The organism is Campylobacter sp. FU_497 (genome assembly GCF_025772425.1).
In the GTDB taxonomy this organism is placed as follows: Bacteria; Campylobacterota; Campylobacteria; order Campylobacterales; family Campylobacteraceae; genus Campylobacter_D; species Campylobacter_D lari_C.
Window position 1 is genome coordinate 1 of record NZ_JAKMSC010000015.1, and the last position, 21,719, is coordinate 21,719.

General features: G+C 27.9%; 23 protein-coding genes, 1 tRNA gene and 1 pseudogene. 18 read left to right on the forward strand and 7 right to left on the reverse strand.

Annotated features, from left to right (window positions below):
- The coding region (locus L8W68_RS06370) for a hypothetical protein (protein ID WP_263675447.1) at positions 1-260 on the forward strand (260 nt) is incomplete at its 5' end.
- Positions 261-271: 11 nt separating this feature from the next.
- Here the strand turns inward: L8W68_RS06370 and L8W68_RS06375 are convergent.
- A complete protein-coding gene (locus L8W68_RS06375) occupies positions 272-1,192 on the reverse strand; it encodes a helix-turn-helix transcriptional regulator (RefSeq protein ID WP_263675449.1) in 921 nt (306 codons plus the stop codon).
- A gap of 529 nt (positions 1,193-1,721) precedes the next feature.
- Here L8W68_RS06375 and L8W68_RS06380 point away from each other — a divergent pair.
- Both L8W68_RS06380 and L8W68_RS06385 read left to right on the forward strand, forming a co-directional pair.
- Positions 1,722-2,111 (forward strand): hypothetical protein, encoded by a 390-nt coding sequence (locus L8W68_RS06380; protein ID WP_263675450.1) that lies wholly within the window; start codon positions 1,722-1,724, stop codon positions 2,109-2,111.
- Positions 2,095-2,247 carry a hypothetical protein gene (locus L8W68_RS06385; protein WP_235362394.1) on the forward strand — a complete coding sequence of 51 codons (153 nt, stop codon included), beginning with the start codon at positions 2,095-2,097 and terminating at the stop codon, positions 2,245-2,247. Before L8W68_RS06380 ends, L8W68_RS06385 begins: the two co-directional genes overlap by 17 nt.
- Positions 2,248-2,700: 453 nt before the next feature.
- Here the strand turns inward: L8W68_RS06385 and L8W68_RS06390 are convergent, their stop codons facing one another.
- The 3 genes from L8W68_RS06390 to L8W68_RS06400 form a co-directional block, all read right to left on the reverse strand.
- Positions 2,701-3,912, reverse strand: a complete 1,212-nt coding sequence (locus tag L8W68_RS06390) for an ATP-binding protein (RefSeq protein WP_263675451.1) — start codon at positions 3,910-3,912, stop codon at positions 2,701-2,703.
- A gap of 80 nt (positions 3,913-3,992) precedes the next feature.
- Positions 3,993-4,655 (reverse strand): helix-turn-helix transcriptional regulator, encoded by a 663-nt coding sequence (locus L8W68_RS06395; protein WP_263675452.1) that lies wholly within the window; start codon positions 4,653-4,655, stop codon positions 3,993-3,995.
- Positions 4,656-4,879: 224 nt separating this feature from the next.
- Positions 4,880-5,401, reverse strand: coding sequence for a hypothetical protein (locus L8W68_RS06400; protein WP_263675453.1), 522 nt, complete (start codon positions 5,399-5,401; stop codon positions 4,880-4,882).
- A gap of 420 nt (positions 5,402-5,821) precedes the next feature.
- On the opposite strand from L8W68_RS06400, the gene L8W68_RS06405 reads away from it, so the two are divergent.
- The 9 genes from L8W68_RS06405 (at position 5,822) to L8W68_RS06445 (ending at position 9,024) form a co-directional block, all read left to right on the forward strand.
- Entirely contained in the window at positions 5,822-6,028 is a 207-nt protein-coding gene (locus L8W68_RS06405) for a hypothetical protein (RefSeq protein WP_041570280.1), read from the forward strand.
- Positions 6,029-6,328, forward strand: coding sequence for a hypothetical protein (locus L8W68_RS06410; RefSeq protein WP_263675455.1), 300 nt, complete (start codon positions 6,029-6,031; stop codon positions 6,326-6,328).
- Between the two features lie 349 nt (positions 6,329-6,677).
- Positions 6,678-6,857, forward strand: a complete 180-nt coding sequence (locus L8W68_RS06415) for a hypothetical protein (protein WP_257395779.1) — start codon at positions 6,678-6,680, stop codon at positions 6,855-6,857.
- Positions 6,858-6,859: 2 nt separating this feature from the next.
- On the forward strand, positions 6,860-7,018 hold the full coding sequence (locus tag L8W68_RS06420) for a hypothetical protein (protein WP_263675456.1): 159 nt from the start codon (positions 6,860-6,862) through the stop codon (positions 7,016-7,018).
- A gap of 19 nt (positions 7,019-7,037) precedes the next feature.
- Positions 7,038-7,904, forward strand: coding sequence for a hypothetical protein (locus L8W68_RS06425; protein ID WP_263659865.1), 867 nt, complete (start codon positions 7,038-7,040; stop codon positions 7,902-7,904).
- Complete coding sequence (locus L8W68_RS06430; protein ID WP_087699185.1) at positions 7,901-8,275, forward strand: hypothetical protein; 375 nt, start codon at positions 7,901-7,903, stop codon at positions 8,273-8,275. Before L8W68_RS06425 ends, L8W68_RS06430 begins: the two co-directional genes overlap by 4 nt.
- Complete coding sequence (locus L8W68_RS06435; RefSeq protein WP_263675457.1) at positions 8,259-8,465, forward strand: hypothetical protein; 207 nt, start codon at positions 8,259-8,261, stop codon at positions 8,463-8,465. The genes L8W68_RS06430 and L8W68_RS06435 overlap by 17 nt, the downstream gene beginning before the upstream one ends.
- A gap of 15 nt (positions 8,466-8,480) precedes the next feature.
- Positions 8,481-8,837 carry a hypothetical protein gene (locus tag L8W68_RS06440; RefSeq protein WP_012661535.1) on the forward strand — a complete coding sequence of 119 codons (357 nt, stop codon included), beginning with the start codon at positions 8,481-8,483 and terminating at the stop codon, positions 8,835-8,837.
- 1 nt (position 8,838) lies between these two features.
- Positions 8,839-9,024 carry a helix-turn-helix transcriptional regulator gene (locus L8W68_RS06445; protein WP_263675458.1) on the forward strand — a complete coding sequence of 62 codons (186 nt, stop codon included), beginning with the start codon at positions 8,839-8,841 and terminating at the stop codon, positions 9,022-9,024.
- Here L8W68_RS06445 and L8W68_RS06450 read toward each other — a convergent pair.
- Together L8W68_RS06450 and L8W68_RS06455 are read right to left on the reverse strand one after the other, a co-directional pair.
- On the reverse strand, positions 9,017-10,195 hold the full coding sequence (locus L8W68_RS06450; RefSeq protein ID WP_263675459.1) for a tyrosine-type recombinase/integrase: 1,179 nt from the start codon (positions 10,193-10,195) through the stop codon (positions 9,017-9,019). The genes L8W68_RS06445 and L8W68_RS06450 overlap by 8 nt on opposite strands.
- A 192-nt stretch (positions 10,196-10,387) precedes the next feature.
- A tRNA-Leu gene (locus tag L8W68_RS06455) sits at positions 10,388-10,474 on the reverse strand.
- A gap of 153 nt (positions 10,475-10,627) precedes the next feature.
- Between L8W68_RS06455 and flgL the strand changes: the two genes are divergently transcribed.
- Both flgL and L8W68_RS08280 read left to right on the forward strand, forming a co-directional pair.
- Positions 10,628-12,862: a flagellar hook-associated protein FlgL gene (gene flgL / locus L8W68_RS06460; protein ID WP_263675460.1), complete on the forward strand. Its 2,235-nt coding sequence runs from the start codon at positions 10,628-10,630 to the stop codon at positions 12,860-12,862.
- A gap of 1,361 nt (positions 12,863-14,223) precedes the next feature.
- Positions 14,224-15,744: pseudogene (locus tag L8W68_RS08280) on the forward strand (DNA translocase FtsK); the annotation flags it as partial.
- Here the strand turns inward: L8W68_RS08280 and mltG are convergent.
- A complete protein-coding gene (gene mltG, locus L8W68_RS06470) occupies positions 15,745-16,698 on the reverse strand; it encodes an endolytic transglycosylase MltG (protein WP_263675463.1) in 954 nt (317 codons plus the stop codon). It lies immediately after the preceding pseudogene.
- Here mltG and L8W68_RS06475 point away from each other — a divergent pair.
- The 4 genes from L8W68_RS06475 (at position 16,685) to L8W68_RS06490 (ending at position 21,719) form a co-directional block, all read left to right on the forward strand.
- Positions 16,685-19,186 (forward strand): AsmA-like C-terminal domain-containing protein, encoded by a 2,502-nt coding sequence (locus L8W68_RS06475; RefSeq protein WP_263675465.1) that lies wholly within the window; start codon positions 16,685-16,687, stop codon positions 19,184-19,186. The genes mltG and L8W68_RS06475 overlap by 14 nt on opposite strands.
- 18 nt (positions 19,187-19,204) lie before the next feature.
- Positions 19,205-20,101 carry a malate dehydrogenase gene (locus tag L8W68_RS06480; RefSeq protein WP_263675466.1) on the forward strand — a complete coding sequence of 299 codons (897 nt, stop codon included), beginning with the start codon at positions 19,205-19,207 and terminating at the stop codon, positions 20,099-20,101.
- Positions 20,102-20,277: 176 nt separating this feature from the next.
- Complete coding sequence (locus L8W68_RS06485) at positions 20,278-20,586, forward strand: 4Fe-4S binding protein (RefSeq protein ID WP_250322434.1); 309 nt, start codon at positions 20,278-20,280, stop codon at positions 20,584-20,586.
- A gap of 8 nt (positions 20,587-20,594) precedes the next feature.
- Positions 20,595-21,719: a 2-oxoglutarate synthase subunit alpha gene (locus tag L8W68_RS06490; RefSeq protein WP_263675467.1), complete on the forward strand. Its 1,125-nt coding sequence runs from the start codon at positions 20,595-20,597 to the stop codon at positions 21,717-21,719.

Consider the following 21,719-nt stretch of genomic DNA (forward strand, 5'->3'; position numbering starts at 1 on the left):
TACAAAAGATAATACAAGAGATAAAAAATCAAAATTTAAATATCTCGAAAGCTAGTATATTTAAAAAAATAATTTTAGGTGAAAAAAATCAAGATATAGATTATGAATTTATTTATGATATGATTGACTATGATAAAACCACTAAGGATGATAAATTTAAAACTATAGAAGATTGTATTTATAATGAGATAAAAAATTTTATGGAAAATAATGCGATTAAAAAAGCTTTAAATGAAGCTAAGAAAGTATTAAAATCCTGACAAATAAGCAATCATTTGCTTATTTGATCAAGGTATTCTCCAACTACTTCTTTGACTTTATTTGCTATAAAATCAGGTTCTAAAACTTTTACATAAGGTATGTAATAATACACTAAAGGTAAAATTTCCATTTCATGAGTTATCTCAAGTTCTATTTCTATGGAGCCATCTTTGTCTTTACCAGTGATGATTTGTGAATTTAGAGGCTTTCTTTCAAAGTATTTTCGTATAGGTTCTTCTATTAAAAGCCTTACTGTAAAAGGCTTATCAAGGCTAAACCATATAGAATTTACTCTTTGAAGTTTTACTTCTAAACTCTCATCGGTTTGAAAATGCTCTTGGGTTAGGGTGATGTTTTGGATATTTTTTAAATAAAATTTTTTGAAAATATCACGTTTTTTCATATCAAAAGCAAGCAAATACCAAAACCCACTAAAAAAGGCTAGTTTTAGAGGTTTTACTTGGAAAAGTTTATTTTCATATTTAAAGACAATTTGTGTTTTGGTGTTGATGGCTTGTTCGAGGATTTGAAAATTGCTTAAATCTTTTTCTTCTAGCTTTTCTGCATCTAAACTAGTATGGATGGGGTTAGAGATATTTTGAGAAAGCTTAGAAAGTAGGGGGTGAGCCTTAGCATAAAAGCTGTTTCCAGCACTTTTTGCCATGGTATCAAGCACTTCAAGGATTATTTTTTCATCATCTTGCTCTTGAATGTCTTTGCTTGTATCAATACGCCATTTTCTTCCATTTTTAATAAGCCCCATAGGCTCAAAAACCCCTTGCATGTCTCTTTTTATGGTTTTAGCACTTACATTGAGTTCTTGGGCTAGTTCTTTTATGGTTATGCCATTTTCAGACTTTACTAATTTTTCATATAAAACTTCAAGGCGTGTTAGTTTGGAATTTGCAATGTATTTTTTAAGATCTTTCATGGTTTTTCTCTAAATTTTTTCAAAATATTAACAACAATTGCTTTATAAACAAATAAAGTCTAGTTTATAAACGCTGCAAAACTTATAGTTTGGAAATGAAAGTTTATTTAGAAAACAATGTTTGAGAGTAAAAGATGATAAATATATAATTATTAGAATACAGAAGGTTGTATTTTACTAGGTTTAACTAAGAATGATGAAAGTATAGGTCAAAGCAGACAAGCTTGTAAAAAATTATATGACTTGCTATATCAGCAAGATTTATCAAATATAAAATTAGAAATCACAAACGAATTTTAGAAAGGAGTAAGCTTAGAGTAGGTTACCACATAATCCCCTTAAAAAAGGGGACAAGGTTAATAAGCCTTGACTATAATCATACTTAGTAGTATAATTATAAAGATTATGTGGATTATATAGCTCAAATTTAATCACCTACTTTCTAGGGTTAGATTAAGCCATAGGGGGTCAGACCTACGGCTAACCCTTGAAAGTATTATACAAAAACCTACTTTAAACTACAAATAATATGTCATTTTTATTTAAAAACACAAAGCTTTATATTGCTTTAGCATTAATGCTTATGCTTAATGTGTTTTTATATCTTAAGCTAGATAGCACAAACGCAAAATTAGAAAAAAGTCAAAGTGATTTAAATTTAGCTTTGGGTGTAAATAATGAACTCACAAGGATTACTCAGGAGCTTAAAATAAGACACGAGCAAGAGCTAAAAGCACTCTTTCATGCAAATACTCAAAAAAATCAAATCAAAACAAGGGTTGATGATGTTAAAAACTATATATCCAAAAGCAATGAAACTAACACTACTAAGCTTTTTAATGCTATGCTTGATAGGCTGTGGGAGCAAAACACAAGTATTAACCAAAATACAAATTCAAAAAGTGCAAATACCAAATGAGCTTTTAGAATTTGATAGAGCGCATAAACCTATAGTGCAAGATGAAAAAGATATATTAAAAGCTTATAGCGAGCTTTTTTACCACTATAAGCAATGTGAGATCAATATAGATAAAATTAAGGAGTTGAATGAGTGATTTTATCTGCTAATTTCTTGGGTTTCTAAATCATATTTTAGTGTTAAAGCTTTAGTTGAAGTAAAAAAAAGGTAGCTGAAAATTTTTCTTTTTAAATGATATTGCATTGAGTTGCAATATACTACTTGCTTTTGGGGTTCCAGTATATGCTATGGCAATATATCGTTTACTGAATTCTTCATTAAGAAAATTATGCGTATTTGATATTTGATTAAATGCTTTTTGTAGATCACCACCTTTTAATTCTACATATATTATTATGCCTTCTAAATCAGTTGTGGCAATAACATAATCACATCTTGTGATCTCATTTTTTTAATTTACTAGTATCTTTTGTATCAATTAAAATTTTATAAAATTCTCTTCCATTGCATCCAAGTGTTAATTTGACTTTATTTTCACATACTAATATTTTATTGTAACGTTTATTTTCATCTATAAATTGCTCCAATATCATTTATCCAACTCCGATATTTTATAAAAATCACCCATGATTTCACTTGAGGCAGTATCTATATATTCAGCATCAATTAGCATTGATTCTTTATCTATAATTGAATAAGATTTTCCATTTTCTAGCTTGTAAGCTATAAAGTCTTTGTGGTTAAAAATGTTTTCTTTGTTGATTATTTCATAAATATTATTTTGCTCATCGTTGCGTAATTTTGTTTTAATTATTGAAGCATAAAGAATATTATTTAATGCTGTTAGTATATAAGGACTATGAGTTGAAAACATAATATTTGGATTATTTTTTGCATTCCTAAGACTTGCGAGATAATAAGTCATATTCATTTGATTAGTTGGAAATAAATTTGATTCTGGTTCTTCTATAAAAATATCTAAAGTCGGTTTGTTTTTTTCAGATAATAAAGTTTCAATAAGTTTAATTCTTTCTATTACCTTATTTTCAATGAGTTTGCGTTTAGTGTCTATTGATTTTTTAAGATCGGATATTAGATTTTCAATAGTGATTTTTTCTAAACTTTTATTCTTAATATCATATACATATGCAAAATAATTGCTAATTATTTCCATTATACTAGTGCTTTTTTCTCCAGAACTTGATTGTTCAAAAGGTATTTTTAAATCATTATGATTTAAATAGCATTTGGTAAATCCAGCTTCATTTTCAGCCATAAAAATCGTATTTTCCATAGTCTTTAGTTGAAAATATTTTACTTCGTTAATGCTTTCTATAAAATTTGCTATCATATCATTTGTATGATAAGATGCTTTAATGTCTCTTTGTTTAGGAGTTGCGAATAGTTCAGGTAAAAAAACTCTAACATCATTTATAAATACTATTTTTCCAATCAACTGCTCTGTTTTTATGTGTTCTTGATATAAAGTTATATTTTTACCTTTTATTTCTATTAAAGGTTTATCATCTATAAGCGTAATCTCTGTGTTGTGGTTAATATAAATATCTAGCATAGATTCTTTAAGATAATCCATAAATTCTTTTTGATCTATATTGTTAAATAACTTTGGTTCATGAAAAGATTTTATTTGTTCTTGCTTATACAACCATTTTAATAAGCTAATGGTTCTTAGGATGATACTTTTTCCGCTTCCACTTTTTCCTATAATTACTACAAATGGTTTTAAAATTATTTCCGCTTCTTGTATAGGTCCTAAATTTTTAATTATTACTTTTTGCATTTATAATACCTTTATTATTTTAAGTTATATATTGTAACACAATTAAATTTATATTTTTTATGCTTAAATTTATCTGCCTTTTAAACCCTTTCTATTTGATTTAAGAATATTTTAGTGTTACACGAGCAAATTACAACACCTAAAAATACATAGTCTTTTAATGCAGATTTTTTAATTTTTTTGTCTTCAAAACCTATATTATCACTACTTATGATAATTTCATCATCAAGGATATTTTTTCTTATGCGTTTGCAAAATAATTCACCATCGTATCTAAAAATAGCCACATCAGCATTTTTGATCTTATCGAGCGAATTTTTACTAGTATCAACTATAACAAAACTTCCATTTTGTATAAAAGGTTCCATACTGTCGCCAAATATTTTTATCATATCATATTGTGTTTTGTAAGGAATACCTAATATTTCTACTAAAAAATTTTTATCAAGATATATAGTTTGAAAGTTTTCATTGCTGTTATCGTTTCCAAAACCTGCACTAGCGTAAACATTAGGAAAATATCTGATTTTAATTATATTTTCTATATTGCTTGTTTTAATTATATGTTTTTTGTTGTTTTTTAAATCGTAATATTTCTTAAGCGCTTGAGCAGAAAGTTGTTTATTGTTGCGCCAATTGTTCGCGTTATTTTTTTTATATCCTAATTTTTCAGCTACTTCTTCTAAACTTTTTACATTGAAAAAAGTTTTTAACTCTTCTACTAATTCATAATAATCTTTCATGGATATAAACCTTAAAAAATATATTGATATATTAAAAACTAATATATAATTTTCTCAACAACTTAAAAAATAAATTATTAATTTAAGAAAGCATAAAGTATGCCAAGTTTTAGATTAAATTTATATTATGATATTGTAATGGCTTAAAAATGGAGTATTGGTTTATATTTGTGTTTTTCTTTTTTGGATATTATATTTTATTTTAAATAAGGCGCAATTACGCCTTAAAAATTATTTTTTTCTTGTTGAAGCTTATCCCCTCTAGTTTTTGGAGTGATAGGTGTAGTAGTTCCAGGTTGTGGTTGCGGTTTTGTTATTTTTTCTTGATTTTCTGACATGTTTATCTCTCCTTTTATAATTTGTAAACCACTTGCTATTATAGCATAAAAAGATATAGAAGCTCCCGCAAGAAGAACAAGATAAATTAGCTTAATATCTTTACTCATATTATTAATAATTTTGTTATTTTCATCGAAGGCATCTAGTATAGAAGATATCATAGCATTAATTCCATTTGTATGTTCTAAATTATCTGAATTAAATTGAGACATGTTTTTATATTGATCTTGTAGGAAAGCCAATGTATTATTTGCTTTTAATGTAAGTAGGGAAAAAAAGGCACAATATCCTAAAAGCATAATTGAAATACAAAAGAGAATAATAGCAAATGAATCTATATGGGTTGTTTTTATATAGCTATTAAGTATAGTGAAGTCGCTAACTATTATAAAAGTGCAAAGCCACATGTATAATTTTATAGTTTGAAATTGCCCAGGAATTATACTTGTTAATTGAATATCTAAATCCTTTCTTTTGCTTTCAAGCTGTAGCTTTAAATTCTTTTCATAATTTTAATATGAAATATTTTCTTTTTCTGACATTTTCAATCCTTGTATAGTATTTTTTATAATTATGATAAAAATTTTAACATATTTATAATTAATATAAAAATTAAAAAATATATATTGATACATATTAAAAATTAATATATAATTTCACAAAATAATTAATTTTAAAACATAAAAATAATTATTTTTTAGCAAAAAGAATACCAACTTTTTGCTTAAGTATAAAAAAGGATACATAATGCAAGATTGGATTATAGCTGGTGTGATTATAGCTATCTTATCGGTTATGTTTGTAATCATAAAGATAAAGGAAACAAAATGATAAGAGCATACGCAAACACCATATCAAATATACTCAGCAATGAAAAATCTATAAAAAAAGACACACTTTTTAAAAGAATGAACATAAAAGAAAGCGAATTTAATGAAGCTTTGAATTTTTTACTTGATCATAATTTTGTAAAACTAGAAGCTATTAGTGATGGTTTATTTGAAACCATTATAGTTCATTATGAGGGTAATTGAATGCGCATTAAAGAGAAAATTCAAGAAAAGTTAGGATTAAAAACTTTTGATGAAATGGAAAGAAAACTCAATTTGAAAAATCAAACTTTAAAGGTTTGGCTTAGCAATAAAAGCAAAACAAATTCTAAAGTAGAAAAAGTACTTTTAAGACTTGGTTTTTTGAATGAGGATTTGAGATTATCTAAGAGATTGAAAGATTTAAAACTAAAGCATAAAAAATTTACAGCTTTGGTAGAAGAAAAAACAAAAACTATACAGGAGATTTCTGAACTTTTAAAAGAAATTGATGAGGTAGCTTGAAAACCTCATTAAGCACATTTTCTAAGTGTACTTAATGAGGTTTTTAAAAGCTTGAAACTAGGTTTTAAGTGAATTTCCTTATAGCTAGCTTGGTGTTCAAGCTAGCGTGTTCTTTATTTATCACACTCCACGGCGACGGGTGGGAAAGTGGGCTTTTTTAAAAAGCTTTGTTAAATGGTCAAAATACCAAAAGTTTAAATAACTTTGAATGCAGGCTCTATGTTTTGACATAAGTAGTGTTTAAATGGGAGTTAAACTCCCTTATAAGCCATATTAGCTTTCTTTATTTTGAGTAACCACCTTTATGGTGGTTTTTAACTTCCATTTATGCACTATAAAAAGGAAGAAAATGTCTTTTAAAGAAAAAATTAATACAGCCATAGAGCACGCAAGAGCTTTGGCTTTAATTAACAAAGAATGCTTAGATTTAATTGACTACATGGAAGAGTGCGATGAGGATGAATTAAGATCTAACCTAGATGACTTAAAAAAACTCTTGATAAAAGCAAAAGAATTATTGAAAGGATAGTAATGAATTTTAAGCCCATACAAAAAGAAAATGATGCATTTAAAAAAGCAAGAGAAATAGAAAGTTTAATAAGTGATCTTAGCTCAAAAGGATTTAAACTTACAAAGGCAAATTCAAAATCTTTAGTTATGAAAAAAGGTTTTGATAAGGTAGCAAAATAACAAAAAAGAAAGGAATAAAATGCAAAACATAGGCTATGATAGTATCAAATTTGTAATCCCAAAATTTGCATTTTATAAATTTCTTAAAAAACATGATTTACACACAAAGCTTAGAAAAACAAACCGCAATAAAGCTATAGAAAAATACACAAAAGAGAAGTTTAAAAATATCAAAACAAAAGATAAGTTTTATGAGTTTAAGGTTAGGTACATAAACATCAAACCTAGAAATAAAAGTTTATCAAATACCATAATAGTGATAGAAAATTCAAAAGACACCCATGAAGTTGCTAGAAAAAATAAAAAGAAAAAAGACTTTTATGTAGAAGTACAGTTTAATGGTCTTTTTCAGCCTAGTAAAAGTGTGGTAGCTGATGTGTATAAGGTGTTAAGTAAAATGGTTAAGAGGTTTAAGGCTTATAGTTTTGATATAGCTTGTGATTTTTGTGATGAAAGTGCTTCTATGAGAAAATATGAAGAACATTTGCATGAGTTGTCTTTAAATAAAAAAATCAAAGGCGAAATGGTTTTTTATAAAAAATCTCTTTATGTAAATGGGGTGCATAGTAAGTTTTTTGATCTTGATAGAATTTTGATTTATGATAAGTATGAAAAGCAGACTAGTTATCACAAAGAAAAAATCAAAGAAGAATTTAAAGACTGGAAAAGATTAGAATTAACTTTCAAACTAAACTATAAATTTTTAAAATACATACAGCATAAACACATTCATGATGCTTTAGATTTTATATATGATTTTATAGCTTTACTAGGTAAAACATATAGCTTTACAAAAGAACTATTACTTATTAAACAAACAAAATATTTAATCAATCCAAGATGGACAAAAGATATAAAACCATATGCATTAAAGGATGTTGCATGAGTATCGTAACACATATAATTGAGGCTAATGAAATAGCTCGCGCATGTTTAAAAAATGACTTAAAATATAGTTTGAAAGAAGCAAGGATTATCAATAGTGCAAATGAAAGAATGCTGTGTTTTTATTTTGATAATCCTTTTGCTATAGATTTGTTTGAAAGAAACAAAGAAAGTATCAAAAATGACTTAAGATGTGAATACAAGAAAAAAATCAAACTTTATAAACGCATTGATTTTGTATTTTACGATATTTGCTCAAAAAACACTAATGAGCTTAAATCAAGAACAACAGAAGAAAAACAAATACTTCAAAGGGGTATAGATATGCTTGAAAATATTATAAAAAGGAGTAAAAATGGAAAACATAGATAATCAAAATAATCTAAAAGAACTATCTATGAAAATTGTATCTTTACATAAAGCTATAGAGCGCGCAGAGTATGAAAGAAGTGCTTTAAATTCAGCCATTAAAGAGTATAAAGAAGATTTAAAAACAACCATAAGAGAGCTTGAGAAAATGAAAGAACCTAATCTTTTCAATCAAGAAAATAAAGAGGAATAAACAAAAGGATATTACATGTTACAAATGATGAAAGATTTTTTAGATCAAAGAAATTTGATAGAAAAACACTTAGAAGAAATAAAACAACAATTATCAAAAATGCTTAAAGAATTTCTTTCTATAAGAAATGATCTTTCGTTTTCTAATGGATGTAACTCTTTAGAAGAAGAAATTAGACATTATTGGAAGATAGAGGCTTGGCTTGATGTAGAGCTTAAAAGAATATGTATAAAGCTTATAGATACAAGAGTTTCTTATAATAGTTTTGATTTTGAGAATGTCAAAGTATTATTAGCGCATACTTTAAGTTATGAAGAGCAAAAAGCCATTATAAAATCACTCAATTTAGAAACAAACATTAAAAAGGATTGATATGAAATTATTAAGTACAAAAGAAGTTGCACAGTATTTGGGTTTTAGCGTTGATAGGATAAGAAAAATGAGAATGAGAAAAAATCAAGCTATTTATAACTTTCCAAAGGGTGTTAGAGTGGGAAAAGTTTTAATGTATGAAAAGAAAGAAATCAATGATTGGATAAAATATTGCAAGGTTAGCTAAGCTTTCCTGCAAGTTTTTCTATATAATCTCCCCACCACTGCATTAATCTTCTTTTTAATTCTATATTTTTACTTCTATTGTAAGCTTTCAATATTGCATTTTTTTGCTCATGAGCTAAGCATTGCTCTGCTATATCCATACTTACTCCATGTTCCAATTGCTTTTCGTTTGCAATGCTTCTAAACATAGCACGAAATCCATGCACGCTTTGAATTCCTTTATATCCTAAGCGTTTATTGGTATTGCATGTGATATTTTCACTATTACATCCTTTTTTAGAAGAACCAGCAAAAACATAATCATTGACTTTAATCGCATATTGATTTTTTAATATACTTATGGCTTGTTTGCTTAATGCTATATTATGCTCTTTACGCATTTTCATTTTTTGAGCTGATATAGTCCAAATTTCATTTTTAAAGTCTATCTCATCCCAAGTAGCTTTTATAACATTGCCAGGTCTTTGGGCTGTTAAAAGCACAAAAAGCATTAAATTTTTATGACTTTGTTTGATATCTGAATGTATTAGAGTATTTATATATTCTTTAATATCAGATTCATCTAATAGGGTAGGTTGGTGTATAACCTGATTTGGTTTTTTAAATACAATATTATTTTTGATAGAAGCTACGGGATTGTTTTCTATGATCTCAAGTTGCAAAGCATATTCAAATACTTTATTTATCCATATCTTTGCTTTTTGAAGCGTAGCGCTTTTATGCTCTATGATCTTTAAAATATTAACAATATCTACTCTTTTTATATCATTAATATTTTTATATTCTAAAGATTTAAAAATACCTTCTTTGTAGCTTAATCCTCTTTGGATTGTTTTCGCTGCTAAATTACTCTTTCTTGCATTTTCTAATACTTCATCATATAATACGCCAAATTTCAATCTTTTTGCATTGTTTATGTTTTGACCCTTGGCTTTTAGTTTGTGTGAATTTATAGCTATTTCTCTAAGCTCTGCTAGGGAAAGCAAGGGGTATTCCCCAAGTGTTATATAAGTATCATTAGCTTGTCTTGTTTTAAATAGTTTTCTACCACTAGGATAAACAAAAACATATAATCCTTTTATACTAGGATCGCTAAATTTTATAAATTTTTTACCATTATCGCATTTTACGCTTTTCAAGAAACTATCTGTAAGTTTATTAATTTTTGCCATTTTTATTCTTTGTATTATTGTAAAAAGTAACCCATTTAGTAGCCCACTTTTTTAAAAGTAACCCACTTTTTTTGCAATATTTTAACACAAAAAATAACAAAATAGAATAAAAAAGAATGTTTATATAATCCCTTAAATATAGGATTTTAAAGATAATTTATTGAAAAATAACACTTGGGAGTAAAAAACAAATGGTGCCCGAGGTCGGACTCGAACCGACACAAGGTTGCCCTTACCAGATTTTGAGTCTGGCGCGTCTACCAGTTTCACCACTCGGGCTTTTTAAGATTTTAAATTAAAAATATAGAATGTGAGATTATACTAAAAAAAAATTAAAACAATATAAAATATTTATATAATAAATGAAAATATCTTTAAAATTTGGAACTTTTTTTGCTTGTAATATTTAAAATTTATTTGCGGAGCAAAACAATGAGAATTAGTAATCAGTATAACTACTATACTTCCATACAAAACTATACAGATGGGCAATCTTTGTTGAATAAATATAATTTGCAATTACAAACAGGTCAACTTATTCAGCATTCTTGGGAAAATGCAAATGTTTATATTAATGGTTCAAGATTAGAATATGAGATGGCAAATATAGGTCAGATTATTCAAGGAACCCAAGCAGCACAAGAAATGGCAAAAAATACTGATACTGCTTTAAAAAATATCACTGAACTTTTGGAAAAATTTAAAACGCTTTTAGTAAAAGCTTCTAGTGATGGAAATTCTCAAACTTCAAGAGAGGCTATAGCAAAAGAACTTAAACTTGTAAGAGATTCTATTGTAAATATCGCAAATACTAGTATTAATGGACAATATTTATTTGCAGGATCTAATACAGCTACAAAGCCTTTTGATAAATTTGGAAATTATACTGGTAATAAAGATAATATTTTCGTAGTAAGTGGCGCTGGTACTCAAATTCCTTATAACATACCTGGTTGGGATTTATTTTTTAAACCTGATTCGAATATTAATAAGATTATCTCTACAAATGTGTCAATGATAGATGGTAGATATGATGTTAATTCTAATCCTGAGCAAAAAAAATATCTAAATGAAGAATCTAAATTTTCCTATCTTATAGGTCAAAATTATATACAAAATGGCGGACTTGATCCTGATAAAGATTTTGATTATGCAGATAGTAAATTGCCTTTCCCAAGTTCATCAATGTATATTCAAGGTGTCAGACCTGATGGAACAAGCTTTAAAGCAACTATCAATGTAGGGCCTGAAGATAAAATAGGTGATGTTTTAGAAAATATTGGTAAATTATATGGTAACACGGATGCAAATAAAGTTGTCGAAGTGACTATGAATGATAGCGGCCAAATAGAAATTAAAAATTTACAAGAAGGCAATAGTTCTTTAGATTTTCATGCGGTTGCTATGACACCACAACTTCAGGATGCAGATCAAATCAAAGCTTTAAGTGCTGCCGCTGCTGCTGAGGGTATCAGCATGGATGAAGTGACTAATCGTATCATGCAAGCAGCACATGGTGGAGATTTGAATAATACCAAAAGTCCAGTTACTATTGAGGTAAATGGTGAGCAATTTACTGTAGATATACATAAAACAGATTTTATAAAAAGTAATATCAATGGTAATAAAACCAATGGAGCTGATTTTGATGTGCCTTTTGAAAAAGATGGTAATACTGTTTTTGGTAATGTTTCTCAAGTGATTAAAGGCACTAGTGAGTATGCTACTGATAGTACAAAACTTAGCGAAGTTTTAGCAAATGCTAATGGGGACATGAAGGGTCAAAAACTTGAAATGGAGATTACTTCTAAAAGTGGTCAAAAATATAAGGTTGAAATTGACTTAGAAAATTCCAAAGTTAGCTACCAAGATCCAAATGATCCTACTAAAACTATAAGTTTTCCTATTACTCACTCCCAATATAATGAAGCAACAGGAACTTCAGTAGGTATGCAAACAAGACCTGAGGATATTACTTATGGTCAATTAAATGATATTATAGGTATGTTTGCAAGTGATAAGGTTCCAACTACTACAATCAATGCAAATCCAAATGGAACGATCAATAATGGTGATTTTCAAACTATTCAACAAAATATAAATGATTCTAAAGATTTTGTAGAAGTTAGTATGGATTATAAGGGTCGTATAAGTATTACTGATAAATTTTCAACTAATACAAATATAGGTCTTATTTTAAAAGATTCAAATTCAAACAGTGGTTTTCCTCCAGCAGGTGAGGTAAGCAATGGTTCTGGTTTTGTATTTAGCGCAAATAATTCTTTAACTATTGATGATCCAAATATTGATTTAATTAAAGATTTAGATGAGATGATAGATGCTGTTTTGAATGGTAATATGAGAGCTGACTCAGAAGGAAGTGATCCTAGAAATACAGGTTTGCAAGGAGCCTTAGAAAGGATTGATCATTTGCAGGATCATGTTAGAAAAATGCAAACAACCATAGGCGCTTATACTAATAATATAGAAGAAACAAATAAAAGAATGACTTTTTTAAATATCAATGTAGCTTCTATAAAAAGCGGTGTAACTGATGCTGATTATGGTCAGACTTATATGCAGTTTATGCAAACTATGGTTTCTTATCAAGCTATGCTTTCAGCTACTTCTAAAATTTCTCAAATGAGTTTATTAAACTACTTATAATTTTTTGATATAATAGCTTTTTTCTTTATAAAGGATATATTATAAAAAAAGAAGCTATTTTTGTTATTTCTAATATTTTTATTTTTTATTTTTGTTTAAGTGCTTTGATACCCGATCAAGCTTTAGTAAGTATTATAGGGTATTCTTTTGCAAAACTTAGTTATTTTTTATTTGGATCATTGACTAAAATTTACCCTTTTGTCTTTTTTTGGTTTAATTATCTTTTGTATAAAAATGATTATAACTTTGAACTTATTGAGCGTAGATTTAGCGTGGCTATTTTTGCTTGTATTTTTGCTTCGCTTGTTTTTGCTTCGGCATTTTTACAAGATAAAGGTTATATAGCTTCTGCTATGTTTGTGATTTTAGATGGACTTTTTGGAAAAATAGGAAGTTTAATCTTAGTGATTTTGCTTTTAGCTTTTGCTTTTAGTATTTCTTTTCCGCAAATTATCAAAGAAGTATTTAAAATAGAGCTTGATTTTGATTTTTATTTAAAACTTGAAACTTTAATTAAAAATAAAATTTTTGGATTTTTTGGTGGTGATAAATACGAAAATGAAACTAAAGAAGAACAAGAAAAACTTAAGCAAGAGCTTTTAATCAAAGAAAAAAAAGAAGAACTCATCGAAAAAGAAGAGTTGCCAAAACAAGAGGTTCAAGAAAGTAAAAAATTCAATCTTGAAGATTTAAAAAACCAAGAATTAGAAGAAGTGGTAATTAGCGAAGAGGATAAAAAATTAAGTTCAAGCTATATTCATGAGCTTTCAGAGCCTATTGCAAGTTTTGCTCAAAAAGCTAGTCAAATAAATATAAAGGAAGATGAAATGACCCCTGAAGAGTATTTATCAAAATACAAAAATAAAAGTGAAGATATTTATACTCAAACTTTAAAAAGTAAAAATTTAGATGAACCAAGCTATAAAAGACGCAATATGGACTTAAATGAAAATAAAGAAGAAGTGATAGAAGAAAATTCTTTATTTGCCAAAGAGCTTAAAGAGCGTGAGCAAATGCTGCAAAAAGCTAAGTTGCTAGAAGAGTATAAAGCTTTACAAAAAGAAAAAATTTTAGAAGAGCTTAATGAGGATTTTAAAAAAATTGAAGAATTAAACGCCATAGAAGCACAAAAAGAAGCTGAGTTTAAAAAAATTCAAAACAAAACTAGCTTTTTAGGGGTAAAAGATTTTAAAGATGAGGATTTTATCCCGCAAAATGAAGTTAAAGAATTAGATTTTAGTGAGGATGATTTTGCTAAGCCTGTTAGTATAGAAGAGCTAAGAAGTAAAAAAAACTATGAAAGTCCTTTTGTAGTAGAAGAAGTGCAAAATGAAATTAAAGAAGAAAAAGTTCCATTTGAAATTATTCAAGAGCCTATAGTAGAAGTAATAGAAAACAAAACACACCATTCTATCGCTAATGAAGTGAGTGAAAATAAAGCTTTATTAAAAGATCTTGACTTTGGAAATTTTGAAAAACCAAAAGATTTTTCTTTACCACCTTTAGATTTTTTAACTATGCCAAAAGAAGGCAAAAGTGAAATCAATGAAGAAGAAATCGATAGAAAAATTTATGATTTATTGGAAAAATTAAGACGTTTTAAAATAGGTGGTGATGTAGTTAGAACCTATACAGGCCCTGTTGTAACTACTTTTGAATTTCGTCCAGCAGCAGATGTTAAAGTAAGTAAAATTTTATCATTACAAGATGATTTAGCTATGGCTTTAAAAGCTCAAACTATAAGAATTCAAGCTCCAATCCCAGGTAAAGATGTAGTGGGAATTGAAGTTCCAAATGAAAAAATCGATACGATTTACTTAAGAGAAATTTTAGAAAGTGAGGTATTTAAAAATTCTAGCTCACCTTTAACCATAGCTTTGGGTAAAGATATAGTAGGCGATCCTTTCATCACAGATCTTAAAAAGCTTCCTCATCTTTTAATAGCAGGAACTACAGGAAGTGGTAAAAGTGTGGGTATAAATTCTATGCTTTTATCTTTGCTTTATAGAAATTCGCCAAAAACACTAAGATTAATGATGATAGATCCTAAAATGCTTGAATTTAGTATTTATAATGATATTCCACATTTACTTACACCGGTAATTACTGATCCTAAAAAGGCGGTAAATGCTTTATCAAATATGGTGGCTGAAATGGAACGCAGATATCGCTTGATGGCTGAAGCAAAAACTAAAAATATAGAAAATTACAATGAAAAGATCAAAGAACAAGGTGGAGAAATTTTACCATTTATTGTAGTGATTATCGATGAGTTGGCTGATTTAATGATGACAGCAGGTAAGGATGTAGAGTTTTATATAGGTCGTTTAGCACAAATGGCAAGAGCAAGCGGAATTCACTTAATCGTAGCCACACAACGCCCTTCAGTAGATGTTGTTACCGGTGTTGTAAAAGCAAATTTACCAAGTAGAATTTCTTATAAAGTAGGGCAAAAGATAGACTCTAAGGTTATTTTAGATTCTATGGGTGCTGAAAGTTTGCTAGGGCGCGGGGATTGTTTATTTACCCCTCCTGGTATGAGTGGTTTAGTGCGTTTGCACGCACCTTTTGCAAGTGAAAATGAAATCGAAAATATTGTAGAGTTTTTAAAAGCTCAACAAGTAGTAGAATATGATGAGAGCTTTTTAAAAGATGATAGTCAAGATGGAGCTTATAAAAGAAGTGAATTTGATGATGGAGATTTAGATGAACTTTATGAAGAAGCAAAGGCTGTAATCTTAGAAGATAGAAAAACTAGTATTTCTTATTTGCAAAGACGCTTAAAAATAGGCTATAACCGTGCAGCAAATATCATAGAACAACTTTCACAAACAGGTGTTTTAAGCGAACCTGATGCAAAAGGCCAAAGAGAAATTTTATGATTAATTTCTTATTGCCTTATTATGATCTTTTAAAGTAGAGGTAAAAATATGCCTATTGGTTTTTTTATCTCTTACAAAGTATAAATATTCTGTTTTGGCAGGAAAAATAGCTGCCTTGATAGCTTCAAATGATACATTACACACAGCTTCTTTTGGTATGCCATTAAATTTATAAGTGTTATAAGAACTATTATCTGATCTTATTCTTTGTGGAGTAATTTTTTCATGAGAATATTTTCCATAATTTAATGTCCCATCCATTTGAAGCTTCATACCTTTTCTTAAACGATTTCTAATTACAGATGAAACTATAGGCATTTCTTCATTGCTCGCTGCTTCTTTTTGTATAATGGATGCTATAATGATATACTCATGCCATTTTTTTTCATTATATTCTCTAAAGATTTTATAAGAAAGTTTTTTAAATTCATTTGTAGAATAAGCTAAAAGATATTTCACCAAAAGCTCTTCTGTAATACCTTTTGGAATTTTATAAGTTTCAGGAAAAAGCATACCTTCTTTAAAAGGACTTTGTTTGTAAAATTCCTGCATTAAAGTCTTGGCATTTAAATTTAATTTTGGTGCTAATTCTTCAAAGAAAATTTCAGTTGTTTCTCCAGGAATTAAAGTAATAGTTTCAAGTGCTGCCTTAGCAACAGTAAGTTTATGTAAAAATTCAGCTCTATTTAGTTCTTTTGTACCTATATTTATCCAGCCAGATTGCGGATGGCCCAAAAAATATAAAGTATATTTATCAATACTGCTCATTTTATAGTTATTTTTATCTAATTGCGTTATAATCTTGCTAACAGAACCTTGTGGTATAAAAACTACAGAGTTTGTTTTTATAGGTAAAAGTAGATAATAAAAAATGGATAAAAGAAAAATTAAAATCAAATCACAACATATTAAAAAAATTCTTAAATTTTTAGCATTACCTATGATACTTTTCATTGCTTTGTTTATTTACCTCAAAAATGGAATTTATATAGAAAAATTAGAATTTTCTTCTATTAATTTGGAGAAATTATATATTAAATTAGATAAAAAACTCATTTTAAATGCTAAAAAAGTCGTAGTAAATTCTCAAAGTCAAAGTACTCAAAATGAAACTAGCGCAAGTAAAGCTGTGCAGCTTATCAAAGATGTAAAATATATTTATTGGTTTTTTCAAGAAATCAATATAGATGAAATTTTTGTTAATAACTATCCTGTGGAATTAATTTATAAAAATAATCTATTTTTTGTAAATAGTAAAAATCTTTTAGTAAAAGTAAATTTAAAAATTAATGATAAAAATATACAAGCTAATATTGATAATTTTATTTTAAAAGATCATAATCTTAGCGTAATTGGTTCCTTGCTTATTAATCCTAAGACAAAATTTTATACTTTTAAAGGTAAAATTGATAGTGATTTTTTAAAAAGTGATGTTAAATTTTCACTCAAAAGAGAAGAGATTGCTTATGAATTAGAAAATATAAGCTCAAATAATATTTCGCAAATTTTTGATATTTTAGTAGAAAATGGGGTGCATTTGCCTTCTAATCTTGCTCTTTGGGTGGGTGGTAAGGTAAAGGCTGATTTTTATTTTATAGAAAAATTAACCGGTTTTGCAGACTTTGGAAAACATAGATATTATTTAAATGATATCAATGCCAAAGGTTATGTAAATAATTTAAAAGTAGTTTTAGATAAAGGCATAGATCCTATCATCAGTCCTTTTGTAAGGCTTGAATTTGCCAAACAAAGACTTGATTTTATTTATGATGAATTACGTTTTAATAATTATGATTTAACTCAAAGTCAAATTTATATAGATAATATGCTAAATGAAAAAGCAGGAATTTATATACGCATTAAAAGTGATAATGCTAGAGCTGATTATAGGGTTAATAAAATTTTACTTTTATACGATATAAAATTACCATTTTTACAAAATAATGGCGTCACAAAGACTGATTTAACATTGAAAATTCCTTTTGATCATCCTGAGAAAATTACTTATAATGGTAGTTTTAATATTATTAATTCAAATATAAATATAAGTGATTTTAAGATAGCTCAAGCAAATCTTACTTTAAAAAAAGATAAGCTAGATATACAAAATGCAAGTGTGCAAAGTAGTATGATTAACGGTGATTTTAATGCAAGTGTTGATTTAAAACAGAAAAAAGGTGATTTTAAAACCTTTATAACAAACCTAGAACTACCACAAGAGAGCTTAAAAATGGAAAATAAATTTCTTGATTTAAGCCTTGATTTTGACAAAAATATTAGTTTATATAATAAAGAATTTACTACAACTTTAAATTTTGATCAAGGTATGTCTGTTTATGTTGAAAAACTTGCAAAATATAAAAATTATTCTAAACTAATGCAAAAAAATAAAGTGCATGATGGGGAATTATCTTTAAACACTTTAAATTTCCAAGATTTTAATGTAGATATTAATAATACTACTTTTGAATCATTTTTACTTTATAAAGATAATAATCCTTATGAGTATGATAGTTTTAGTATAAAAATAAAAGGAGATGATTTTAATTTAACTAGTGCAAGTGGTAGTGTTTTTGCTCAAAAAGACAATGATGATGTAAATATCACTTTAAATAATATTAATTTATTGATTTCACAACAAGACACAGAGAATACTTTAGATACCCTTGAAAATTCAACTTACAATATTAGTGGGAAAAATATAGATTTGATTTTGAAAGATTTTAATAAAACCTTAGATTTTGATCAATTTGACGCTAAAATCAAAAAAGATTATTTAAAAGCTTGGGCAAATAGAAATGAATCTAAATTTGATTTTTTGCTTAAAGAAAATCAAATGCAAATTAGAGCTTTAAAAATGGATGATGATTTTTTAAACACCTTTATGCGTCAAAATGTTTTTGAAAAAGGTGAGTTTAATCTTTATGTTGATGGTAATAGCACTGATTTTTTTAAAGGTAAGTTTTTATTTAAAGATACTTATTTGAAAGATTTAAAATTTCATCAACAACTTTTAAGCTTTATTGATACCATACCTAGTTTACTTTTATTTAAGGCACCTACCTTTAACGAAAAAGGCTTTAGCGTTGAAAATGCTGGTATAAGTTTTAACCGTAAAAAAGATCTTTTTGAAATAGACGCACTTAATTTTAATGGTGATAGTGCAGATGTGCTAGGTCAAGTTAAAATCAACTTAAGAAATAATCAAGTGGATGGTTTATTAGAGCTTAGAACGCTAAAATCAGCAAGTTCTGTTATTTCTAAAGTTCCTATTATCAATCAAATTATATTAGGCAAAGATAGGCAAATTAGCACACAAATTAAATTAAGTGGAACAGTGGAAAGCCCTGAGTTTAAAACTCAACTTATCGCACAAAGTTTGCAACTTCCTTATCATTTAATTAAAAATATTTTTGAATTGCCGGCTAATTTAGTGAAATAAATACAAAAAGGAGAAACAATGAAAATCACTATTATAGGTGCAGGAAATGTTGGTGTAAGTACTGCTTATGCTTTGATTTTAAGAGAGTTAGTTGATGAACTTGTTTTAATTGATATTAATAAAGATTTGCTTTTTGCTAGAGAATTAGAATTAAGTCAGAGTATAGTTGCTTTTAATTTTGATATTAAAATAACTTGCACAGATGATTATGTGCACTCAAAAGATTCTCAAGTGGTTATTTTTAGTGCGGGAGTGGCTAGAAAAGAAGGTCAAAGTAGGGATGAGCTTTTTACCATTAATGCTAAAATTATGCTTGAGTGTGCTAAAAATATTAAAAAATTTAACAACGATCCTTTGTTTATCATAGTAAGCAATCCTGTGGATTTTTTGCTTAATGCTCTTTATGAAAGTAAATTATTTTCATCAAAAAAAATTATTGCTATGGCAGGTGTTTTAGATAATGCTAGATTTAAATATGAAGTTGGTAAAAAGCTAAATATAAAAACTTCATGTGTAGATACTAAGCTCATAGGTTTTCACAATGATAGCATGGTTTTAGTAAAATCTCAAAGTAAAGTTCAAAGCAAAGCATTAAATGAGGTTTTAAATAAACAAGATCTAACGCAAATAGAACAAGAAGTTAAAACAGGTGGTGCTAAAATTATAAAATATTTAAAAACTTCAGCATATTTGGCTCCTGCAAGTGCTTGTGTGAGAATGATAGAAGCTTTAAAAAGTGGAGAATTTTTACCAATATGTGTGATTTTAGATGGAGAATATGGCATAAGAGAAAAAGCTTTTGGGGTTATGGCAAGAATTAGTCTTGATGGAGTGCTTGAAACTTTAGAGTTAAAATTAGATAACCAAGAACAAATTGCATTAGAAAATTCTTTTATTCAGTATAATTATAAATAATTTTTAGGAGTTTTTTACTCCTAATGTTACTTTGTGTTATAAATATCTATTTGTTTTGCTTTATATCTTAAATAATATTAATTCATGCTATAAATTCGCTATAATAAAAAGTTTGTTTTAAAAATAATTTTTGATAAAAAATCATTAAAAATAATAAAATTTTGAAAGGAATATTAATGATAACCCCAGAAAATACACCAGTTTGGGTTGATGAAGCAAGATGTAAAGCTTGTAATATCTGTGTTAGTTATTGCCCAGCTGGAGTTTTAGCAATGAGAGATGAAATCAGTGCAGTTTTAGGACAGATGATAGAAGTGGTTCATCCTGATTCTTGTATAGGCTGTAGTGAGTGTGAAAGTCATTGTCCTGATTTTGCGATTTTTGTTGCCAAAAGAGATGAATTTAAATTTGCAAAACTTACGCCAGAAGCCAAAGAAAGAGCGCAAGCTATTAAAGAAAATAAATATAAAAAATTAAACGCATAGGAAAAATAATGAGAGAAGTGATATCAACAGGTAATGTTTTAGTAGCAAAAGCTGCGATTGATTGTGGCTGTAAATTTTTTGGTGGTTATCCAATTACTCCAAGTTCTGAAATTGCACATGAATTAAGCCATATGCTACCAAAAAATGATGGTACTTTTATACAAATGGAAGATGAAATTTCAGGTATTAGTGTGGCTTTGGGTGCTTCTATGAGTGGAGTAAAATCTATGACAGCAAGTAGTGGGCCTGGAATTTCTTTAAAAGCTGAGCAAATTGGTTTGGGTTTTATAGCTGAAATTCCACTAGTAATTGTAAATGTTATGAGAGGTGGTCCATCAACTGGTCTTCCAACAAGGGTTGCACAAGGAGATTTATTTCAAGCAAAAGCTCCAACACATGGAGATTATGCAAGTATAGCTTTAGCTCCTGCTTCATTAGAAGAAGCTTACACTGAAACCATTAGAGCTTTTAATCTAGCTGAAAAATATATGACACCAGTATTTTTGCTTTTAGATGAAACTATAGGACATATGAATGGTAAGGCAAAATTACCTGATTTAGAAGAATTAGAAATTATTAACCGTAAAAAATTTATGGGCGATAAAAAAGATTATAAACCTTATGCAGCAGGGGAAAATGAAGCTGCTACGCTAAATCCTTTCTTTGAAGGTTATCGTTATCATATCACAGGACTTCACCATGGTGATATAGGCTTTCCAACAGAAGATGGAGCGATAGTAGATAAAAATATGAAAAGATTATTTGGTAAGATTAAAAATAATACCGATGAAATTTGTACTTATGAAGAGTTTATGTGTGATGATGCACAGTTTTTAATCATTGCTTATGGAAGCGTTGCAAGATCTGCTAAAGAAGCTATTTTAAGACTTAGAGAAGAGGGTTTAAAAGTAGGGCTTTTTAGACCTATTACCCTTTATCCAGTAGCTGAGAAAAAAATAGCTCAAGTAGTATCTAAATTTGAAAAAGTTATGGTTAGCGAGCTTAATATGGGGCAATATTTAGAAGAAATTCAAAGAGTAAGCAAAAGAGATGATTTTATTAGCTTACACCGTGCAAATGGTCGCCCTATAACCCCAAGTGAAATTATTGCTAAAGTAAAGGAGAATATGTAA